The organism is Flavobacterium sp. P21 (assembly GCF_050632225.1).
In the GTDB taxonomy this organism is placed as follows: domain Bacteria; phylum Bacteroidota; class Bacteroidia; order Flavobacteriales; family Flavobacteriaceae; genus Flavobacterium.
Genome location: NZ_CP192585.1, coordinates 2,250,738 through 2,273,130, shown reverse-complemented (window position 1 = coordinate 2,273,130; position 22,393 = coordinate 2,250,738). Strand labels below are relative to the sequence as shown.

Below are 22,393 nucleotides of genomic sequence, written 5' to 3'. Positions count from 1 at the left end.
TTCAAATAAAATATAAATATACTCTAGAAAATGCGGTTCTACAAATTTTCTAAGATAAAGCCATAAATAATGTACAGTAAAGAAGAATCACAGCGAATGAAAAGAGAATTCTGGGTAGCTTTTGCAGAAAAATATCCGAGAAAATGGGTTCTTTATGATACAAAAATCAAAGATTTCTCTTTTAAGTTTTATGTGGATAATAAAAAAGCTCATGTTTTAATCGATATTGAACACCGAAGCGAAGAAAAACGAATGGCTTATTTCGAAAAACTTGAAGCGTTAAAAAGCATTCTAGAAGAAGAGTTTATTAAGGATTTAGTTTTCGAAAAAAATTATACACTCGAAAGTGGCAAAACCATCAGCCGAATCTGGGTTGAAAAACAAGGAATTGGTTTCAGCAACCGCAATAATTGGGATGCTATTTTTGATTTTTTCAATGAAAACATGCACGCTCTGGAAATGTTTTATCTAGAATATGATGAATTTATAAAAGATATTGAATCGTAAGTTTCTAAGACTCTAAGATGCTAAGATGCTGAGATTCTAAGGTTCTAAAACGAATATTCAAACCCGACAGGTTTTATCCCGAAGCTTCGGGACTGTCGGGTTTACTTTTTACATTTCACTTTTACATTTCACTTTTACTTTTCACTTTTGCATTTTACATTTTGCATTTCACTTTCGACTTTGGACTTTCGACTTTGGACTTATTATTCAATCAGCGACAAAATCAAGACATTACAACAGATTTGTCTGATCTTTAAGATTTTTAAAAATAATTAATAAAGAAATACCTATAATAGATGCAGATTTGAACAAAATCTCTATATTTGAAAAAACCAAAAACCATAATGAAAAAAATTTTACTGCTGTTTTTATTAGTTTCATTTTCAAAAAACTATGCACAAACTGATTATGCTTTTGTTTACAACAATGACTCCATAATCAAAAAAGGCGAAAAATTATATGATGACAAAAAATATGATGAAGCCTTAAAAGAATATCAAAAAATCAGTAAAATTGACCCCCGATACTTAAACGCACAATATGAGATTGGCTTAGTCCTTAATGCGCAGGAAAAAAGAGCGAACTCAAAGCTTTTTTAGAAGATTTATATGCAAAAGGAAAAATGCAGGATTTTCCGGAACTGTATAAAATGTACGCCATCTTTTTAAGCAACGAAAAAGAATACGAATTATCAGAAAAAATCTTTAAAGAAGGCGAAAAATACATTGGAAATTTTTCAACCTTTCAATACAATTTTGCAATCCTATATATTCGTAAACAGGAAACACAAAAAGCACTAGATATACTAAAACGTATTGTTACAAATGATCCTAATTACGCTTCAGCCCATTATTTATTGGGAATTATGGCATTTGAAAATGGCAAAATTACCGAAGGAACTCTAGCTTTGATGAGCTACCTTGCCATTGCTCCTACTGGACAATTTGCAAGTAAAGCTGTACTGCAATTGAATGAAAATTTTGGACAAAATTACCTAGCAGAAAACAAGCTCGTTTTTTCAAAATCTGGAGATAATTTTGAAGAAATCGAAACTATTTTGAGGAATCAATTGCCATTAAAAAAGGTATATAAAGTAAAATCAAGCATTGATGACAAGATAACGCGTCAAGTACAAGCAGTTGCCGAATATACTCTGGAACATAAAATGGGTGACGGTTTTTTTGAAACCACATACATTCCGTGGGTAAAAGACATGGTCGAAAAAAATCAGCTGGAAAATTACTCTTACTACAGTTTGCTTTCTCTTGAAGATAAAATCGGGAAAGAATTAAATAAACAAAAGAAGAAATTAATGTCATTTAATGACGACTATGTGCAAAAAGGTTTTTGGAGTGTTTTTGGCAAAAGAAATTTAGATCTTTTTGGCAAAAACGAAGAAGTTGTAGTCAGCATCAGAAACGAAAGACCATTTATTATTGGTCCGCAAGTTAATGGCGAATTTAATGGGAAATGCAAATATTTAAATGCATTTGGAAATGTAAACGGTGAGCTTAGTTTTAAAAACGGAGAATTAGACGGGCATCAAAAATATTATGATGAAAAAGGTCGTATTACCGAAGAAAAATCTTTTACAGCCGGAAAATTAAACGGAGAAAGAACGACTTATTATGAAAATGGAAACATTGCATTGTTTGAAACTTACAAAGATGACAAACTAGACGGAATTAGCACTTCGTATTATCCAAATGGGGGTAAAAACTGCGAAATAAACTTTACAAACGGAGAACGAAATGGTACTTTAATCTGCTTGCACGAAAATGGAACTAAGAAAAATGAAATTGATTTTGCTAACGGAAAATTAAGTGGCAAATACAATACATACAATGAAGCTGGAGATTTGACTGAAACATACAATTGCAAGGATGATAAAATTGAAGGAAATTATACCGAATATTTTGATGGCAAAACATTAAAATCGGAAGCGGTATATAAAAACGGTTTTATTGAAGGAAGCTATAAAACGTATTATGCAAACAAAACTTTAGAAAGAGAAAACATTTGCGCACTCGGCAATGTTTCGAAATCAACTGATTATTATGAAAACGGCAAAAAATCAGCTGAAAGTTTATATGCGCCTAAGGGTGTTTTAGAAAATTATAGTCGCTTTGATACTGCCGGAAACAAATATTTTGAAGAAAAATACAAAGCCGGCGAATTAAAAACAGGTATTCAATATACTGCAGATGCTCCTAAGGGAACTGAGGTAAGCGTTGCCAAAAAAGGTTTTGAAATGAAAAACTTTGATGGAACATTACGAATTAAAGGAGATTTTGAAAAAGGAAAAAAACAGGCGAATGGAACTACTTGTTTTCTTCTGGATTGCCTCGCTTGAAAGAATTTTATGTCAATGGAAAAAATAGTGGTTTGAGCACTAGTTATAATCAAGGTGGCGAAATTTCAACCATATCAAATTATGCGAATGATACTTTAAACGGACGTTATGAAGTGTATGATGCCGCTAATCTTAATCAAATTTACAACTACGAAAAAGGAAAGCAAAATGGCCCTTTTCAAGTTTTGTATCCTAATGGAAAAGTAAGCACTGAAGGTTTTATGTCTGAAAATAATGTTGTAAATGACAAGTTTGTTTATTTCCAAAACGGAAATATTGCGGCAATCGAACATTATGTGAATAATTACATGACTAGCAAAAAAACATTTGGCCCTGATGAAAAGTTGGAAAACGATTTTGACTATAAAAACAAAACCGGAAAATTCAATTTAGCATTCAATAATGGTGCGTACACTAAAAACTGCGAAATGAAAAACGGAATCTTGAATGGAAAGCTGATTGCACAGGACAAATACAAAGCCAATATACTTGATGCAGAATACGTTAACGGAAAACTTCACAATTTATATAAAAAATACAGTCCGGTTGGTTCACTTTTGGTCGAACAAAACTATTATTGTGGCAAACTAAACGGAACCGCTAAACAATATGATTATGTTGGAAATTTAAAAACTGTCGAAGAATATTCTTTTGGGGCTGAAAATGGAAAATCGGTTCGTTATTTCAATAACAAATCGAAAATGATGGAAAATTCAATGGTTAATGATTCACGAGAAGGCGAAACTACTTATTACAATCAGAAAGGTGAAGCTTTATTGATTATTGGCTTTGAAAATAATATGCCGCAATACTTTATTTCAAAAAGCAAAACTGGCGAATTGACCGAAAAAACTCCAATCAAAAATCAAACAGCAACGATTGTATCGAATTATTCAAACGGAAAACCAGCTATTGAATTAACTTTAAACAAAGGCCAATTACAAGGCAAATTTGTAATCAATTCTATTGATGGAAAACCAGAATACGAATGCAGTTATAACAACGGTAATCTAGATGGAGAACGCGTTGAATATTATGCAAATGGAAAACCATACAAAAAAGAGCATTTTTCAAACAACAACTTCGAAGGACCACAACAGTATTTTAAAGAAGACGGACAATTATGGGCTAGTGTTTCTTTCAAAAATGACGAATTGCACGGAAATACTTTAATTTATAATGCTGGGAAATTAGTACAAACCAAAAAATATGATTCTGATGAATTGGTTGACATCATCAAATAAACCTTTAATTTTGAGTGCCTTTTTTTGTCTGTATTCTGTTTTAGGTATTGCACAAAAATCATTTCAGGAAATAAAAGACTTGTATCCAGATCATAACGAAATCATCTTGGATAATACTGAAGTTTATGATATTTCTATTGAAAACAATGGTTTAAAAATCATCAATGACAGTCATTATGAATCGATGATTCTGACACAAAACGGAATAATCAACAACAAAGAATCTTTCTCTTATTCAGATTTGATTCCTCTTAAAAGTTATGATGCCTATACTGTCGTTAATGAAAACGGAAAAGAGAAAAAATAAAAGTAACACAGACTATTGAAAAAACAGTCTCAGTCAAACTCCATTTTTTACAATGGTGTAAAAGAGCGCCAACTTACTTTTCCGAATTTAGAAATGGGCGCCAAAAAAGTGTACAATTATCAGTCCCAATTTTTAGATCCGCATTTGTTGCACAAATTTATATTTGGCGACAATATGCCAATCCAAAATTCGACTTTAGAAGTACGAACCGACAAAAATGTGGTGATTGATTATAAAATTTTCAATGATCCAAACAAAACCATTATCTACTCTAAAACAGAAAAGAAAGGAAAATGGATTCATAGATGGACATTATCTGACATTAAAGCGACCAAATACGAAGATGGCGCTCCAGGTTATTTATACCAAATTCCGCATGTTGATTTTTATATTAAAGAATATACAATCAATAATGTAAAAACACCGGTTTTAGGCACAATTACAGAATTATTCAATTATTATAGTGATTTTGTAAAAGACCTAAACAAAAAGAAGATCCCGAATTAAAAGCACTTACACTAGACATTACTAAAGACAAAACTACCGATGAAGAAAAAGTAAAAAGTATTTTTTACTGGGTAAAAGAAAACATCAAATATATTGCTTTTGAAAATGGTTATGAAGGATTTATTCCGCGTGAAGCAAGTTTGGTTTTTGAGCGAAAATTTGGTGATTGCAAAGATATGGCGAGCATAATTTCGTGTATGGCGCATTATGCCGGCGTGAAAGATGTTACTTTGGCTTGGATCGGAACGCGCAGTATTCCGTATTCTTATAATGATCTTGCGACTCCATCTGTAGATAATCACATGATTGCCATCTATAAAAAAGGCGATCAGTATATCTTTTTAGACGGAACTGACAAGGAAACACGCTATGGTATTCCAACAGCTTTTATTCAAGGAAAAGAAGTGCTTTTCAACGAAAATGGCCAATACAAAATTTACCCTGTTCCCGTTGTTCCGGCAAATCAAAATGAGATTAAGGAAACTGTCAATTTAAAAATTGAAAACAGCAAATTGATTGGAAATGCAAAAATGGAACGTTTTGGTTACAACCGAAGCCATATTTTAATGCAAATTGGCGATGCATCAAATAAAGCGCGCCAGGAAATGATCAAATCTTTGGTTTTAAAAGGAAACAACAAATTCATTTTAAAAGATTACAAAGAAGAAAATTTATCGGATAAAAATCTGCCGTACATCATCGATTACAATTTTGATCTCGACAATTATATTGTAAAAGTGGACAAGGAGATTTATCTGAATCTATTTTTGGACAAGTTTTTTGACAGATCAAATCTTGCTAAAGACAGAGTTGCACAATATGAATTTGAATATCTGACTCAATTTTCGACACAATATGTATTAGAAATTCCAAAAAACTACAAAATCAAATATCTCCCAAAAGATTTTGATATCGACAATGATTATTTGAAAGCGCATTTTGCATATGAAGTAAAAAACAACATGCTTTATTTGAATGTCAATTTACAGCAAAAGAAATTATTGCTCAACAAACCCGATTTTGAGCCTTGGAATGAAACCATCAAAAAACTAAAAACTAACTATAGCGAAACCATAATTCTACTTGAAAATAATGAAAAAAAACTTCCTTAAAACCATTTTTACCTTTGTCGCATTACTGTGTACTTCAGTCTTTTTTGCGCAAGATTATAGTTTCAAAAATTATGACTGGAATGAAAAAGATGTAAAAATCGAGGTTCCAAAAAATATGAAAACGAGAAAGAATTCATTCTTAATCGAACTGTAAAAATTGAAGTTGCTGTTGATAAAAACAATGTAACACAGTTTCGCTTGATTCATGAAAAAAATACATCAACTCTGATGATGCAATCGAGCGTAATAACAAAATTTATATTCCATTTGGAGACAACGAAAATGTACTTGTTACTAAAGTTCGCGTAATTCTGAAAAATGGAAAAATCATCAGCTTGGACAAAAAAGACATTAAAGAAGAAGTTGATCAAGAAAAAGGAATGAAATATAACTATTTTGCGATCAACGGACTTGAAAAAGGCGCTGTAATCGAAAAACTTTATGTCCTTCAAGAAATGCCAGATTTAAAAGGAAATACCATCAAAATGCAAGATGAGTATCCTATTGCCGATCTAAGTTTTGAATTGATCACACCAGCGCATCTTGTTTTTAAAACCAAATCCTATAATGGTTTGAGCGAAGCCATTGTGGATGACAAAAAATTGGAGAATAAAAAAGTAATCAGCGTTTCTGAAAAAGATATTCCTGCTTTAAAAGATGATGAAGAATACTCAAATTGGGATGTCAAACTTAAACTTTTCCGATACAAATTGGATGCAAATTTATTCAACGGAGGAAAAAACTTGAATAATTTCAAGGAATTTGCAACCATGACTTATGAAAGAATTAATCCTGTTTTAGACAAAAAACAAGAAAAAGCGATCGCAACTTTCTGTAGTTCAATTCCAGAATCAAAAGATCCTCAGGAGCAGATTTGGAATATCGAAAACAAAATCAAAAAAACAATCATCTACGATAAATATACTGACATGAAGCCTTCGCTGACTGATGTAATCAGTACAAAACAAGCGAACAGTGTTGATATTATAAAATTGTATGTTGCTGTTTTCAAATATTTTAAAATAGAACAAAATCTAGTTTTCACTTCTAGCCGTTACAAAGTTCCTTTTGACAAGGATTTTGAAAGCTATGAAAACTTAAATGATTTCTTGTTTTATTTTCCTGCCATCAAAAAATATCTTTCGCCAACTGAAATCGAATACCGTTTGCCTTTATTTCCAAATTACTTAGGAAACAATAATGGCTTATTCATAAAAGAAAAAGTTTTTGCAGGTGTTTCAATGGGAATTGGAGAAGTTAATTTTATTGAAATACCAGGAACAGAAATCACACACGATTTTATGGATATAACGGTCGATTTCACAAAAGATCTTGAAAACCCAACAATTACAAGTATTATGACTTACGGAGGATATTCTGGAATGAATTTTCAGCCTATCAAAGATTTCGTTTCGGCAGACCAATACAAAACCATGCTGAAAAGTATTTCTGAAAATTATACGCTTCAAAGCGAATACAAAACGCTTACCACAGAAAATGACGGTACAGAATTTATTGGCAAAAAACCATACAAATTGAACCTGACTTTTGATGGAAAAGATATGATTCAGAAAGCGGGAGAAAATTATTTGTTTTCAGTAGGACAAACTATTGGAAGGCAAATGGAATTTTATCAAGAAAACAAACGTGTTCTTCCCGTAGAGATTGATTATCCGCATTATTACACACGAAAAATAAAAATTGTTTTGCCAGAAGGAGCAAAAATCAAAAACTTAGATAAGTTTGTAATGGACTTCAAAACCGATTTAAACGGAAAAACTGAAGCCGCATTTACCAGCAAATATTCACAAAACAAAAATGAAGTTATTGTTGAAAATACTGAGTTTTACAATATTGTAAATTATCCGCTATCAAGTTTTGATCAATACAAAGCCGTAATCAACGTCACTGCCGATTTCAATAAAATTGTGGTTATTGTAACACAGTAAATTTTAAGAAACACATAAAAACAAAGCCGACAAATTTTTATGATTTGTCGGCTTTGTTTTTTTATTAAAATTCAAAATCTTAGTATCTTAGTACCGATAGCTATCGGGATAGCATCTCAGTAACTTTTTATTAAACACTAAAAATATTATAAACGATAATATGATCGTCGTAGTTGATATAAAGCTGTTTTCTGAAATCTTGTTTTTTACGGGTTATAATGGAGAGTTTACATTCTTTCCCATCATTGTCTTTACACATAAAAGAATATGTAATATCAGTATCGTTTTCTTCTCTTTCAATATAATCCAAAATATTAAAAAGCTGAATTTCTTGCGAATACACGACGATTCGATGTTTGTTGGTGTCTAAAACCACACTCAAATTAACCAAATCAAGATTAGACCATTCGCCCCACTTCCCTCTTTCATTTTTCTCTAAAACACTAAAACCTGAGGTCTTAAAATGATATGACTGACTTTGGGCTTTTTGCAGTCCAAAAACAAAAAACAATATTACTATAGAAGTCTGAATAAAATTCATAAAATATTTCTCACCTAAAATTAAAATTCAAATGTAGCCTTTTCATTTCTTGCTTCCTCAAATTCAGCTATCATTTGTTGCACAATTTGCTCTACAGGCAAAATTTCATGAATTAGTCCAGCAATTTGTCCAATTTCAAGTTCACCTTCGTCAAGATCGCCTTCAAACATTCCTTTTTTAGCTCTTGCTCTTCCCAAAAGCTGTATCAATTCTTCTTTTGAAGGGCATTTTTCATATAACGCTTGAACATCTTGATAAAATTTATTCTTCACCAATCTAACAGGAGCTAATTCTTTCAAAGTCAAATGCGTATCACCTTCTTTTACCTTAACTATTGTTTTTTTGAAATTATTGTGAGCCGAAGATTCAATTGATGCTCGCAAAACGACTTCCTACTTGTACACCATCGGCACCAAGAATCATTGCGACCAACATTCCTCTTCCTGTGGCAATTCCACCAGCCGCAATAAGCGGAATCTGAATTTTTTCCCTAACCATCGGAATCAAAGTCAAAGTTGTAGTTTCTTCGCGTCCGTTGTGTCCTCCTGCTTCAAAACCTTCGGCCACAACGGCATCTACACCTGCATCTTGAGCTTTTAAAGCAAATGTACTGCTACTCACTACGTGTACAACTGTAATCCCTTTTTCTTTTAAAAATGAAGTCCAAGTTTTAGGATTTCCTGCTGAAGTAAAAACGATTTTTACGCCTTCTTCAACAACAATATTCATGATTTCTTCAATGTTTGGATACAACATTGGAATATTGACTCCAAAAGGTTTATCAGTAGCTTTTTTACATTTCTGAATATGTTCTCTCAAAACTTCAGGGTACATTGAACCTGCACCAATCAGACCTAAACCTCCAGCATTACTAACCGCCGAAGCCAATTTATAACCGCTGTTCCAGATCATTCCGCCTTGAATTATTGGATATTTTATATTAAAAAGCTTCGTAATTTTATTCATGCAAATATGCTGTTATTGTTTTATTATCTTTCCTGTTTTATGCAAACCGTCGGCATCAAAAGTATAAAAATAAAGACCGCTGTTTAACGCTTCTACAGAAAGAAATGGATTTTGATTTGTAATTTGTTTTTCAATTAATTTTTGTCCTAAAACCGAATAAATGGCAACAGAAGCATCATAATTTCCTTCCGAAAACGAAAAAGTTATCATTGTTTTTGCCGGATTAGGAAATACAGAAAAAGACGATGATACAGCGAAATCATCAATTCCTAAATTAGCGCCAAAATTCGGAATTCCGTAACCATAATTATTATCTGGAGCATTATATCGATCTGCCGATTGCAAAATCATCTGCCTGATTTCTTTATTTGTTTTTGTTGGAAATGCCTGCCAAAGGCATGCCACTAATCCCGCCATAACCGGACATGAAAACGATGTTCCGTTTGCAGTGCCGATATTTCCCGAAGCATCAGAAATTACTGTTGCGGTTCCCTGAGCCATAATATCTGGCTTAATCCGATTGTCAAAACTTGGCCCAATGGAGCTAAAATCAGACCTTACTTTTGCCGAAGTCACAGAACCAACAGCTAAAACCGAAACTGCATCAGCGGGAGCACCAATATGCGGTTCAGGAGTTCTTCCTTCATTTCCTGCCGAAGCTAATACAATTATTCCTTTGCTAAAAGCCATTTCAGCTCCTCTAGAAATAAAAGTTGTACTTCCATTCATGTCGCTATAAGTATGGCTTTCACCTGTTTTATCAAACTCAAAATAACCTAACGAAGTGGTAATAATATCAACACCAAGACTGTCTGCTTTTTCTGTCGCTTCGACCCAAAGCGATTCCTCTATTGGATTTTCAGATGCATCGTTTTCAGTAATAAACAAATAGTATGACGCATCTGGTGCCGTACCAACCAAGGAGTTCTCTTTGTAGCCACCCATGGTTGAAAGCACTAAAGTTCCGTGATTATCACCAGTATAAAAATTGGCGTTGCGATTTACAAAATCATATCCGCCCAAAATTCTATTGTTAGTTTGAAGATTCTGAAAAGGCTGTGCTGTATTTACACCTGGAAAACCCGCATCTAAAACCGCTATAATTTTTCCAGATCCTGTATAATTTTGTTTGTGTAAAGCCTGTCCGTTAAGCATTTGAATTTGGCTTGCCGAATTTCCATAAGCATAATCAATATTTGTTTTAAGCTTATTGTTTGTTCGAGCAGAAATGTTTTCATTAACTCTTTTTTCTGTATTCAAAATTTTGTTTGTGAAAACAACTTTATCAACAAAAGATAATGATTTAAGTGTCAAAATATTCGTTTGAGTTCCTCTAATATGAAGCGCATTCAGCCATTTCGATTTAGCCAAAACCGTAATTCCTGTACTTGATTTTATTTGCGAAAGATATGTTTCTTCAACAGGAACATCGGTAATATCTAATGCGATATTCTGGGCAGTTCTTCGGGTTAAGGATCGCTGTGCCAGCATATCAGAAGGTTTATCCAGAAAAGATTGCGAACTTGGTTTATCTTTAAAATAGATCCATGCATCTTCCTGCGAAAACATCGCCGAGGTGAATAGTAATAAAAAAAGAAAAAATAGTGCTTCATAGCTTACTTTTTTAAAAAGAGAAATCTCTTATAAAAAAGTATAAAGCTAAGAAATTACTCCCGAACCAACTAATTCATTATCTAAATACCACGCAACAAACTGACCTTCAGTAATTGCCGATTGCGGTTCTTCAAAACGAACGTACATTCCGTCTTCAAATTGATACAAAACAGCTTTTTGCAAAGGCTGACGATAACGAATTCTAGCCATTACCTCTTTCGATTCACCTGGTTTTAAAGTCAAATCTGTACGAACCCAGTGTACTTCAGAATTTCCAACAAACAAAGCTTTTTTAAACAAGCCTGGATGATTGCTCGACAAACCTGTATAAATAGTATTGGTATCAACATCGGTAGCAATTACAAATAATGGATCTGTAGTTCCACCAACATTCAAACCTTTTCTTTGTCCAACTGTAAAATAATGAGCTCCTTGATGTTTTCCAACCACTTTGCCCATTGTTGGAAGATAATTCAGTTTTCGAGATTCTATTTTTAATTGTTCTTCTAAAGATAATCCAGATATATCTTCAACATTATAAATTGGATCATTTTTATCGATCTGAACAATTTTGCCTTCTTTTGGCTGTAATTTTTGTTGTAAAAATTCAGGTAAACGAACTTTCCCAATAAAACATAACCCTTGTGAATCTTTCTTTTCTGCCGTTACTAATTCCATTTCGGCGACAATTTCACGAACTTCTGGTTTGGTCAAAGCGCCAATTGGAAACAATGCTTTTGATAATTGTTCTTGAGACAATTGACATAAAAAATAAGATTGATCTTTATTTACATCATTACCTGCAATTAATTGATAAACTGGTTTCCCATCAACTTCAATTTCGTTTTTTGGCAATAATGCCCTGTTGCAACATAATCAGCACCAAGGCTTAAGGCAATTTTCATGAAAACATCAAATTTGATTTCGCGATTACAAAGCACGTCAGGATTTGGAGTTCTTCCTTTTTCATATTCGTTGAACATATAATCAACGATTTTCTCTTTGTATTCTTCGCTCAAATCGACAGTTTGAAACGGTATTCCAAGTTTTTCGGCTACTAATAAAGCATCATTACTATCTTCTAACCAAGGGCATTCGTTAGAAATAGTAACCGAATCATCATGCCAGTTTTTCATAAAAAGGCCAATAACTTCGTATCCTTGTTGTTGCAATAAATAAGCCGCAACACTAGAATCTACTCCACCAGAAAGTCCAACAACTACACGTTTCATTTTAAAGTCTTTAATTTTTCAAGGTTGCAAAGGTACACCAAATAATAGAAAATTTTACAAACGTTTTGATTACTTTAAGCAATCCCGCGGTAGATAAAACTTATTACTTTTTTGAGTACATTTAATCATCAAATCAAAAACATGAAAAAATACATTTACAGCTTATTTTTCCTGTTCGCGCTTACTACTGTAAGCGCTCAACGCTATTCATCTTCTCTAAAAGATTATGAGGCTTACAAAGCATTTAAAGGAAAACCGCTATCTGATAAATTTTCTAATATCGAATCTGTAAAAATTGTTTACGATTTAAGAAAGAAAAAATGTACTATTTCAACAGCCAGCTTATTTCACATCATTATCAATTTGCAACTGAATATTTGGGTTATGATAAAGATATCGAAGTCTTTAATAATGAAAATTACAGTGATAGTGAAAAAGATAGAGATTATCTGCTCGGAAATTTAAATCACATTAAAGGAACCGAGAAATGGATTTTTGAGCTTGCCGCTTCAGATCATATGAAAGTTTCGCAAATCGAATGGTTTTATAATCAAGTAAAAAACAGTTCTTTTATTGGCAATAACCTCAAGTTTTATCTCAATGATCCTGAGAAAATAGCCTTATTCCAAGAAGGAAAATTTAAAATTCCATGTGTAAAATCAGATTATATTTTTAATGAAATTACGTATCAGCAAGTCGCTGGTGGCTCTACAATTGGAATTCTTAAACAATACAAAATAAAGGATTTAGAAAAATTTAAACCTAATCCAGATGAAATTATTATCCTCGACGGAACTCCAAATATATTACCAGACGCAAAAGGCATAATTGTAAACGAACTTCAAACGCCGCTAAGTCATTTAGTGCTTTTGGGCAAAAACCGAAAGATTCCAATAATGGCCTATAAAAACATTGACAAAGACAACAACATCAAAAGATTGCTTTCTAAAAAGGTAGAATTCAAAACAGAAATTGACACTTTTTATTTGAAAGAAACAACAAAAAAGATTACTCAAAAAAATGCTTCAAAAAAGAAAATTCTAACAATCGATAATTCTGTAACTGATATTATTGACCTTTCCTCTATTCCAAAAAAAGGAGTAAATTATATTGGTTCCAAAGCACAAAACATGGCTTATTTAATCGCCATTTCAAAAGAAACGCCTTTTAAAACTCCAGAAAATGCGCATGCTATTCCTTTTTATTATTATACCAAACACATTCAGAAACCATTAATTTCTGGCTTAATAAAGGAGTTGCTGAATTATCCAAAAAAGGATTCAACTGCTTGGATAAATAAAAAACTGAAAGAAATTCGGGAAGCAATCAAAACAGAAAAAATTGATCCAGAATTAATTGCAAAACTGAATGAGACTTTTAAAAATGCATCTTTTAAAAACTTCAGATTCAGATCATCAACAAATGCAGAAGATTTGGATGATTTTAATGGCGCCGGATTATATGATTCTAAAACGGGAATTTTAGGCGACAGCATAAAAAGTTTCGAAAAAGCGATCAAACAAGTCTGGGCTAGTGTATGGAACGAAGCTTCTTATAATGAAAGAGAACTTTTTGGAATCGATCAGCAAAATATTGCTATGGGCGTTTTAGTGCATCGTTCATTTCCTGAAGAAGTTGCCAATGGAGTTGTAATTACAAAAAATATATTTAGAAGAAATTTTCCCGGATTTACAGTCAATGTTCAAAAAGGAGAAAGTTCGGTTGTAAAACCTGAAAAAGGAGAAATTTGCGAACAATTTACCGCCTATCACATAAATGATGGCAATGATGATGAAGATTTTGAAATTGATTACACCTCTAACTCGAATTTAAACAATAACGAGCCATTATTGACAAGAAAAGAAATGAACCGATTGTATACTGTCAGCAAAACGATCGAATCTAAAATGTACCGCTATTGGCGAAAAAACCAATTTCATCCTGTAGATATTGAGTTTAAGATTGTGGGCGAAAAAAGAGATTTATATATCAAACAAGTTCGGCCTTTTAATGAATAATCAATAAAAAACCTGAAGTTCAATTTCGTTTGAAACGATATTTACCAAAACAATTTTAAAATCGAAATCGTGAATGTTTATTTTTTCCTGAATTGCTTTGCGAACATTTCCGTTTTCTAAAGAAAAATCATTTAAAAGCGGGATTTTAACATCAACAGTATTTAAATATTTTGAGTTTTTTTTGTTTACAATAAGTGAAGCCGCAACATAAAATCCAATAATAATCAACTGGAAAAACAATAGAACTTCGATTTTTTCATACGGATACATGATATCTAAAATCGAAAGCGTAATGGTTGCAAAAAGAAAAATAATTGCATTTACAGTGAAAGACTGCGTTCGAAATCGTAAAATGGAAAAAATTGCAAAAAGACCAAACCCAATTCCAACACCGATTTCAATTTTGGTAAACAAATAACATAGCGAGAAAGTACACAATCCCACAATAACCATTAATGGATTTATAGTTTCGTTATCTTTTCTATTAGAGAAAAAATACAAAACCAAAATTGAAAAAAACAACAATAAAAACCTTCCAATCAATTCGTTTAAATCCATTTTTCAAAATGTTAGTCAATCAAATTTAAAAAAGTTTGCCACGAATTCACGAATTTTTATTCTAAAATTAATTCATGAATTCGTGGCAAAAAACTTTACGCTAACTTATATAGTTTTCTTATTCCATTTTAGGCTTTGAGTCAGCCTGATAATTACTTTTTGGATCACTCATGTTTATTTCTTTGGTCAATTTTCCTTTCAAGTAAAACTGCCATCTACCAACTTTTTTGCCATTTAGAAATTTTCCTTGAGAGGCCATAAGCCCTTCTGAATCATAAAAAATTGCCTCACCATTATAAACATTATCTTTAAAAGTTGACTGCTCTAGCAGAATTGCATTTTGACCGTATTTTTTATAAACTCCAGCTTTTAATCCATTCTTATAGGTAGTTTCTTCAGCAATCTTGCCATCTGGATAAAAAATAGATCGAATGCCTTCTAACTTTCCGTTTTTATAATTTTCAAGAGTCATCACCACTTTAGAAGCTTTGTGATAATATTTCCACTCTCCTTCTCTAGCTTTCCCTACCTCTTTCCCTTCGCTCACTTTATTTTTATTCTGGTCATAAAAAATAGTGTACGAACTTCCGTCATTTGCAGAAAAATCTCGTGTAGCAATTACATCGCCTTTTTTAGTATCATCAAAAAACTTAAAAACTCCGGTTTCTTTTCCGTGACTGAAAGTTCCTTCATATCGTGGGCGTTTTGAGGTTTCGTAAGTTCCTTTCCAAACTCCGTCTTTTTTACCATCAGCATCCAATTTATTAATGTCTTGTGCAGAAACTAAAAGGGCATTTAAAAAAAGCAATCCAACAACTATTTTTTTATAAATCATAATAAATTTAAATTTTAAGCTTTAACGAAAAATACTTCTGATAAAGTATATTTTAAAAATAAAAAAATCCCGATAAATCGAGATTTTTTTATTGAATTATTTCTTCTTTTGAGCTTTTGCGACTTCTTGCTGTTCCATTACCTCTTGAAGACGCTGTTGAAACTTGCTCTGCTTTTTAGGCTCTTTTAATTTGTTTTCTTGAATTTGAGCATGAATTTTTTCACTGTCAACAATATAGTTCTTGATCACAAACATAATTCCGATTGTAATTAAGTTTGAAATAAAGTTGTATAAACTCAATCCAGCACCATAATTATTGAAGAAAAGCAACATCATTAATGGCGAAACATAAATCATGATTTTCATCATCTTAGCCATATCAGGCATTCCTTCTTGTTGAGGGGCCGCCATTTGTTGATCTCCCGAAGTCATTTTCATGTAGAAGAAAATTGCAATCGCCGCCAAGATTGGGAACAAACTAATATGGTCTCCATAAACCGGAATAGAAAACGGTAATTTAACCACAGCATCAAATGATGATAAATCGTCTGCCCAAAGGAAGCTTTTTTGTCTTAACTCAAAAGCGGCTGGGAAGAACTGAAATGAAGCATACATAAAAGGAAGTTGAATCAAGGCTGGGATACATCCTGCCATTGGATTTACTCCTGCTTTATTGTATAGTTTCATTGTTTCTTGTTGTTTCTTCATTGGGTCTTTTTTGAATTTCTCTCCCAACTCTGCAATATCAGGTCTTAAAACTTTCATTTTAGCCTGAGACAAAAATGACTTATAAGTAATTGGCGACATAGCCAATTTGATAATAATCGTAAAAATAATAATCGCAATTCCTAATGATAATCCTATAGTAGAGCTTAAGAATCCGAATAATGGAATAAAGATCCATTTGTTGATCCATCCAAAAATTCCCCATCCTAAAGGAATGATTTTGTCAAAATTTTTGTCGTAAGACTTTAATGTTTTGTAATCTACTGGACCAAAATAAAGGCTCATTTTATAATCAACTTCGCCATTTGAGAATGCTAAAGGTAAATTAGCTCTGAATTGTTTTGTGTAGACAGTATCAATTTTTTCGTCTTTAACTAAATTGTCTGACTGCAGTTTCGAAGTTTCAAAAGGCTTTTCTGTAGCCAAAATTGTCGCAAAAAAGTGCTGTTTAAAAGCAACAAAACTTACTTTTTCAGGAGTTTCCTCTTTACCTTGCCCTTGACCATTTACATTACTGTATTTTGATTCTTCGTATTTGTAATCAATTTGAGAGAAACGACCTTCGTACGAAATGCTTTTCTCGTTTCTGTATGTTTTTAAATCCCATTCTAAATTTAATGGTTTAGCTGAGTTTAAAACTTTGTTTAAACCTTGAGAACGAATATCAAAACCAACTAAGTAATCATTTGGTTTCAAAATATATTTATACTCTAGAAATTCATTTGCTCCCGCTTTTAAACGCATAGACAAAACTTGGTCTGCACCAACTTTTTCTAATGTTGGTTCAAAATACAAATCTTTAGAATTTAATGTTCTATTATCTGTAGTAAGAAGTTGTAAATTTAAGTTTGAGTTGTTGTTTTTAATTAACTCAACTAATTCACCAGAACCTTTTTTAAACTTTTCAAATTCTTTTAAAGTAGCCTCAACAATATAACCGCCTTTATTAGCAATTTTAAGTTTAATCTTCTCATTTTCAATTGTAGTAAAAGCTTCTTTTGCAGAAGGAAGTGTAGCTGAATAGGCAAATCCTCCTAAAGTTTTTTGCAATTGAGCAATTTGAGCAGTATCACCAGGAGTTGTAGCAACTGGCAATGACGCAGTTTTAGCTTTATCAGCTTTAGCTTGGGCTTCTTGTTTAGCAACTAATTCTTTCTTGGCTTTCTCAGCGAGCAATTTCTTTTTCAGAAGGCTGATTTTGGTACATAATCCAAAGCAAAATTCCAAATATCAGTACAAAACCAATGATCGAATTAAGGTCTAATTTTTTTCTTCCATTATTAATTTAAAAAAGTTATTCGTTTGAGGCTATTAGTATCTGTTTAATTTAAAAGTTACAGTCTCTTAGAATATAATTATTATTTTTTATGCGCATTTACAGCAATTGCCACAAAGTTTACAAAAATAGGGTGCGGATTTGCTACTGTACTTTTGTATTCTGGATGGTATTGTACACCAATGAAGAACGGGTGATTTTCAAGCTCTACAATCTCGACTAAACCTGTATCAGGATTAACTCCAGAAGCTTTTAAACCAGCTTTTTGTAATTCATCTGCATATTTATTGTTATACTCATAACGGTGGCGGTGACGCTCCGAAATAGTTTTTTGTCCGTATATTTTGTATGCTAAAGTGTCTGGTTTGATATCACATTTCCAAGCACCAAGACGCATTGTTCCACCTTTATCAGTAATTGTTTTTTGCTCTTCCATTAAATTCACAACCGGATGAGGCGTCTTATCATTCATCTCTGTTGAATTTGCTTCAGCATAACCTAAAATATTTCTAGAATATTCGATAACAGACATCTGCATTCCTAAACAAATTCCGAAGAAAGGAATATTGTTTTCACGTACGTAACGAACTGCTTCAATTTTTCCTTCAATACCTCTTTCACCAAAACCTGGAGCAACTAAAACTCCGTCCAGAGTTCCTAATTTCTCTTCAACATTATCAGCATTGATATGCTCTGAGTGAATTGAAATTACGTTTACTTTAGTTTCATTTGCGGCTCCTGCATGAATGAACGCCTCTAAAATAGATTTGTAACAATCCTGCATTTCTACATATTTACCAACCAAACCAATATTTACAGTTTGCTTTGGGCTTTTTAATCTTTTTAAGAAAGTATTCCAGTTTTTAAGATCTGGAGATGCTTTTTTAGGTAAATCTAATTTCTTTAAAGCCACAACATCTAATCCTTCTTCAAGCATTAAATTTGGAACTTCATATATTGTAGAAGCATCAATTGACTGAATAACTGCTTCTTTCTTTACATTACAGAATAAAGCTAATTTTTGGCGTAATTCCTGAGACAATTCATGCTCAGTTCTACAAACCAAAATATCTGCCTTAATACCGCTTTCCATTAAAGTTTTAACAGAGTGTTGCGTTGGTTTTGTTTTTAATTCGCCTGCGTACCGCCAAATAAGGAACTAATGTCAAGTGAATAACAATTCCGTTATTTTCACCTAATTCCCAAACTAATTGACGAACAGATTCTATATAAGGTAGCGATTCGATATCACCAACAGTTCCACCAATTTCAGTAATTACAATATCATAATCGCCAGATTTACCTAGCAATTGCATTCTGTCTTTGATTTCGTTTGTGATATGAGGAACAACCTGAACTGTTTTTCCTAAAAATTCTCCTCTTCTTTCTTTTTCAATAACCGAAAGATAAACTCTTCCTGTAGTAACGTTATTAGCCTGAGAAGTAGGAACGTTCAAGAAACGCTCGTAGTGTCCTAAGTCTAAGTCAGTTTCAGCTCCATCATCTGTCACATAACATTCTCCGTGCTCATACGGGTTTAGTGTCCCCGGATCTACGTTAATGTATGGATCAAATTTCTGAATAGTTGTGCGGTATCCTCTTCCTTGTAACAATTTTGCCAAAGATGCCGCGATAATCCCTTTTCCTAATGAAGAGGTCACACCTCCTGTAACAAAAATATATTTTGTTTGATTCATTCTGTTGTTGTTTGTAAGTAGTTGTGTAAAAAACTTGGCAAAAGTACAAATTTAATTAGATAATTTATCAATTCGAGAATGAGATAATTTTGCAAATTTTTAAACATATCGATTACTTGGTTTTGTAATCGATAATTTTAACTTTTAATTAGAAGTTTTTTTGAAGAATGTGCCTAATTCTAGTCTAAAACACCTTAATATACTGTGCTAACTAAAGTAGAATTAAAATTGAAGGAAATCTAAGCATAATTTCCGAATTACTATTGTAGCGAAAAATTTAGGACTTTTTTAAGCAAAAAAAATATTATAATTTAAAAAACACTGACTTGTACACATTTATGAATTCAGTCTTGAACTCTGTGGTATCACTTTGTTTTTGGAAATTATAATATTTTTGTATTTCAAACTTATAAAAAAAATTTTAAACTACGAAAGATTTTTCCTACTATTTAATAGGTTTTGGATATTGCTTCTTTATATTCCGAATCAATTCTTCCAATCCATTTAATTTCAATTCATAAATCAGTTGCAATTGTTGCCCCAATTCTCCCTTTGGAAAACCTTTATTATGATACCAAACTACATAATATTCAGGCAAATCGATTAAATATCTTCCTTCGTATTTCCCGAATGGCATTTTGGTATGCGCTAATTTTATGAGTTGTTTTTTGTCTTGATCCATAGTTTTTAAGAAGAAAGAAGCAAGAGGAAAGACTTATACTTTCTTCTTGCTTCAATTGTATGCAAAGCTACCATTTATTTTTTCTTTTGCCACAGATTAAAAAATAGTTTTCAGTCTCAGTCACAGTTTACAGCTTTAAAACGAAGACTACTGTAAAGACTGGAAAACTTAGAACCTCAGAATCTTAGAACCTTAGCCTCTTTAAAAAAAAAAGCAAGAAAAAAGAACCTAATTCGACTCTCTCTTCCTGCTTCAAAAATATTATTTGACTACTCACTAATTTCCAAAATACTAAGAAAAAAAAACTTAGTGCCTTAGCACCTCAGAACCTTAGGATCTTAGTAATGCCATCTCACGAAAGCCTCCATTGCCGCATAAGTCGCTAAACCTAATTGGTGATACAATTCTGCTGTTTCGCGGTTTCTGTCTTCAGCTCTCTGCCAGAACTCTCTTGCGTCTGTCCCTTGGAAAACAACACCGTCTTTTTGAGATTGGTGCTTGAAGATTCCGTGACGTTTTGCTAAAACCTGATCTGGACTCATTGGAACTGCCATTTCAACTTCATCAATTCCCCATTCTTGCCAAGCACCACGATACAACCATAACCAGCAGTCGTTCATGAATTCTTTTGGCTTTAAAACTTTAACCGCTTCAAAAATAGCATCCAAACAAACTTTATGCGTTCCGTGCGGATCTGCTAAATCTCCAGCGGCATAAATTTGGTGTGGCTTAATTTTCTCGATTAAATCAACTGTCAGCTGAATATCTTCTGGTCCGATTGGTTTTTTCTCGATAGTTCCAGTTTCGTAGAAAGGCAATTCCATAAAGTGAATTTGCGAATCTGGAAGACCTACAAAATAACTTGTAGCTCTCGCCTCTCCTTTTCTGATCAAACCTTTAATATAACGAACTTCTGGAATGTCAATTTCGCTGTTCTTTTTGTTCTGTAAAAATGCTTCTGCTTTTTTGTAGATGTTATCTGCTTCTTCGCTTTTGATTCCGAATTTTTCATTGTAATCAATTACGAATCTTGCAAAACGCAATGCTTCATCGTCAGCAACCGCAATATTTCCTGATGTTTGGTAAGCCACATGCACTTCATGCCCTTGCTCTTGCAGACGCATGAAAGTTCCTCCCATACTGATAATGTCATCATCAGGATGCGGACTGAAAATCAATACACGTTTTTTAGCTGGCTCTGCTCTTTCAGGACGATTTGTATCATCTGAATTTGGTTTTCCACCTGGCCAACCTGTAATTGTATTTTGTAATTTATTAAATATCTTAATGTTAGTATCGTAAGCTGGACCAGAATCTGCTAATAAATCGCTCATACCGTTTTCGATATAATCTGCATCTGTAAGCATCAAAATTGGTTTTTTAAGATCTAATGCCAATCCTAAAACCGCTTTACGAGTTAATTTGTCTGTCCAAACAATTTTCTCTACCAACCAAGGCTTGTTGATTCTCGTTAATTTTGAAGTCGCTTCTTTATCTAAGACAAAAACTGCATTGTTGTGCTCTTGCAAAAACGAAGCTGGAACTCTATTGGTAACTTCATCTTCAACAGATTTTTTCACAATATTTGATTTCCCTTCACCCCAAGCCAATAAAATTACTCTTTTAGCTTCCATGATTTTTTTCACTCCAAGCGTGATTGCTGTTCTTGGCGTATTGTTCAATCCGAAGAAATCTTTGCTTGCGGCAACTCTAGTAATATGATCTAAAGCTACTAAACGTGTTTTCGAGTTTTGAAGCGAACCAGATTCGTTGAAACCAATATGTCCGTTTCCTCCAATTCCAAGAACCTGCAAATCGATTCCGCCTAAAGCTTCGATTTTAGCTTCATATTCGTGACAATAATCAGCAATTTGCTCCTTTGTCAAAAGTCCGTCTGGAACGTGAGCATTTTCAGGTAAAATATCGACATGATCAAACAGCAATTCTTTCATAAAACGAACATAACTGTTGATTGAGTTTGGTTCCATCGGATAATATTCATCCAAGTTAAAACTTACTACGTTTTTGAAACTCAAACCTTCTTCTTTATGAAGACGAACCAATTCAGCATACAAACCTTTTGGAGAAGACCCCGTTGCAAGCCCTAAAACACAAAGCTTATTTTCTTTTTGTTTTTCTCTAATTAGAGCCGCAATTTCCTGTGCTACTTCTTTTGAAGCTTCTGAAGAATTTTCAAAAACAACCGTATTGATGTTTTCGAATCGTTTTTCGAATCCTGTTGCTTTGTCGATTTTACTTTTTAACATGA

14 protein-coding genes and 5 pseudogenes are annotated in these 22,393 nt (G+C 32.8%); 9 read left to right on the top strand and 10 right to left on the bottom strand.

Features of this window, described 5'->3' with window-relative positions; genetic code table 11:
- Nucleotides 1-69 precede the first annotated feature (69 nt).
- The 8 genes and pseudogenes from ACQ9BO_RS11240 (at nucleotide 70) to ACQ9BO_RS11205 (ending at nucleotide 7,979) form a co-directional block, all read left to right on the top strand.
- Nucleotides 70-507 (top strand): DUF4268 domain-containing protein, encoded by a 438-nt coding sequence (locus ACQ9BO_RS11240; RefSeq protein WP_431244774.1) that lies wholly within the window; start codon nucleotides 70-72, stop codon nucleotides 505-507.
- 344 nt (nucleotides 508-851) lie between these two features.
- A complete protein-coding gene (locus tag ACQ9BO_RS11235) occupies nucleotides 852-1,106 on the top strand; it encodes a tetratricopeptide repeat protein (protein WP_431244773.1) in 255 nt (84 codons plus the stop codon).
- 50 nt (nucleotides 1,107-1,156) lie between these two features.
- Entirely contained in the window at nucleotides 1,157-2,860 is a 1,704-nt protein-coding gene (locus tag ACQ9BO_RS11230; protein ID WP_431244772.1) for a hypothetical protein, read from the top strand.
- Between the two features lie 32 nt (nucleotides 2,861-2,892).
- Entirely contained in the window at nucleotides 2,893-4,104 is a 1,212-nt protein-coding gene (locus ACQ9BO_RS11225; protein WP_431244771.1) for a hypothetical protein, read from the top strand.
- A 10-nt stretch (nucleotides 4,105-4,114) separates the two neighbouring features.
- A complete protein-coding gene (locus ACQ9BO_RS11220; RefSeq protein ID WP_431244770.1) occupies nucleotides 4,115-4,411 on the top strand; it encodes a hypothetical protein in 297 nt (98 codons plus the stop codon).
- Between the two features lie 15 nt (nucleotides 4,412-4,426).
- Nucleotides 4,427-4,918: a DUF3857 domain-containing protein gene (locus tag ACQ9BO_RS11215; RefSeq protein ID WP_431244769.1), complete on the top strand. Its 492-nt coding sequence runs from the start codon at nucleotides 4,427-4,429 to the stop codon at nucleotides 4,916-4,918.
- An 11-nt stretch (nucleotides 4,919-4,929) separates the two neighbouring features.
- Nucleotides 4,930-6,030 (top strand): annotated as a pseudogene (locus ACQ9BO_RS11210) (transglutaminase-like domain-containing protein); the annotation flags it as partial.
- Between the two features lie 218 nt (nucleotides 6,031-6,248).
- Entirely contained in the window at nucleotides 6,249-7,979 is a 1,731-nt protein-coding gene (locus ACQ9BO_RS11205; protein WP_431245106.1) for a DUF3857 domain-containing protein, read from the top strand.
- Nucleotides 7,980-8,109: 130 nt separating this feature from the next.
- Here ACQ9BO_RS11205 and ACQ9BO_RS11200 read toward each other — a convergent pair whose 3' ends face one another.
- The 4 genes and pseudogenes from ACQ9BO_RS11200 to mnmA form a co-directional block, all read right to left on the bottom strand.
- Nucleotides 8,110-8,520, bottom strand: a complete 411-nt coding sequence (locus tag ACQ9BO_RS11200; RefSeq protein WP_431244768.1) for a hypothetical protein — start codon at nucleotides 8,518-8,520, stop codon at nucleotides 8,110-8,112.
- A 20-nt stretch (nucleotides 8,521-8,540) separates the two neighbouring features.
- Nucleotides 8,541-9,486: pseudogene (locus ACQ9BO_RS11195) on the bottom strand (NAD(P)H-dependent flavin oxidoreductase).
- 12 nt (nucleotides 9,487-9,498) lie between these two features.
- Nucleotides 9,499-11,055 carry a S8 family serine peptidase gene (locus tag ACQ9BO_RS11190; RefSeq protein WP_431244767.1) on the bottom strand — a complete coding sequence of 519 codons (1,557 nt, stop codon included), beginning with the start codon at nucleotides 11,053-11,055 and terminating at the stop codon, nucleotides 9,499-9,501.
- Between the two features lie 90 nt (nucleotides 11,056-11,145).
- Nucleotides 11,146-12,332: pseudogene (mnmA, locus tag ACQ9BO_RS11185) on the bottom strand (tRNA 2-thiouridine(34) synthase MnmA).
- 320 nt (nucleotides 12,333-12,652) lie between these two features.
- Between mnmA and ACQ9BO_RS11180 the strand changes: the two are divergent.
- Entirely contained in the window at nucleotides 12,653-14,350 is a 1,698-nt protein-coding gene (locus tag ACQ9BO_RS11180) for a PEP/pyruvate-binding domain-containing protein (protein WP_431244766.1), read from the top strand.
- Here ACQ9BO_RS11180 and ACQ9BO_RS11175 read toward each other — a convergent pair whose 3' ends face one another.
- The 6 genes and pseudogenes from ACQ9BO_RS11175 to nagB form a co-directional block, all read right to left on the bottom strand.
- Nucleotides 14,351-14,908, bottom strand: coding sequence for a DUF4956 domain-containing protein (locus ACQ9BO_RS11175; protein WP_431244765.1), 558 nt, complete (start codon nucleotides 14,906-14,908; stop codon nucleotides 14,351-14,353). It lies immediately after the preceding gene.
- A gap of 118 nt (nucleotides 14,909-15,026) precedes the next feature.
- Nucleotides 15,027-15,743 carry a toxin-antitoxin system YwqK family antitoxin gene (locus ACQ9BO_RS11170; RefSeq protein WP_431244764.1) on the bottom strand — a complete coding sequence of 239 codons (717 nt, stop codon included), beginning with the start codon at nucleotides 15,741-15,743 and terminating at the stop codon, nucleotides 15,027-15,029.
- 96 nt (nucleotides 15,744-15,839) lie between these two features.
- Nucleotides 15,840-17,754, bottom strand: a pseudogene (yidC, locus tag ACQ9BO_RS11165) (membrane protein insertase YidC).
- A gap of 73 nt (nucleotides 17,755-17,827) precedes the next feature.
- Nucleotides 17,828-19,442 (bottom strand): annotated as a pseudogene (locus ACQ9BO_RS11160) (CTP synthase).
- 445 nt (nucleotides 19,443-19,887) lie between these two features.
- On the bottom strand, nucleotides 19,888-20,124 hold the full coding sequence (locus ACQ9BO_RS11155) for a DUF3820 family protein (RefSeq protein WP_431244763.1): 237 nt from the start codon (nucleotides 20,122-20,124) through the stop codon (nucleotides 19,888-19,890).
- A 338-nt stretch (nucleotides 20,125-20,462) separates the two neighbouring features.
- Entirely contained in the window at nucleotides 20,463-22,391 is a 1,929-nt protein-coding gene (gene nagB / locus ACQ9BO_RS11150) for a glucosamine-6-phosphate deaminase (protein WP_431244762.1), read from the bottom strand.
- Nucleotides 22,392-22,393 lie beyond the last annotated feature (2 nt).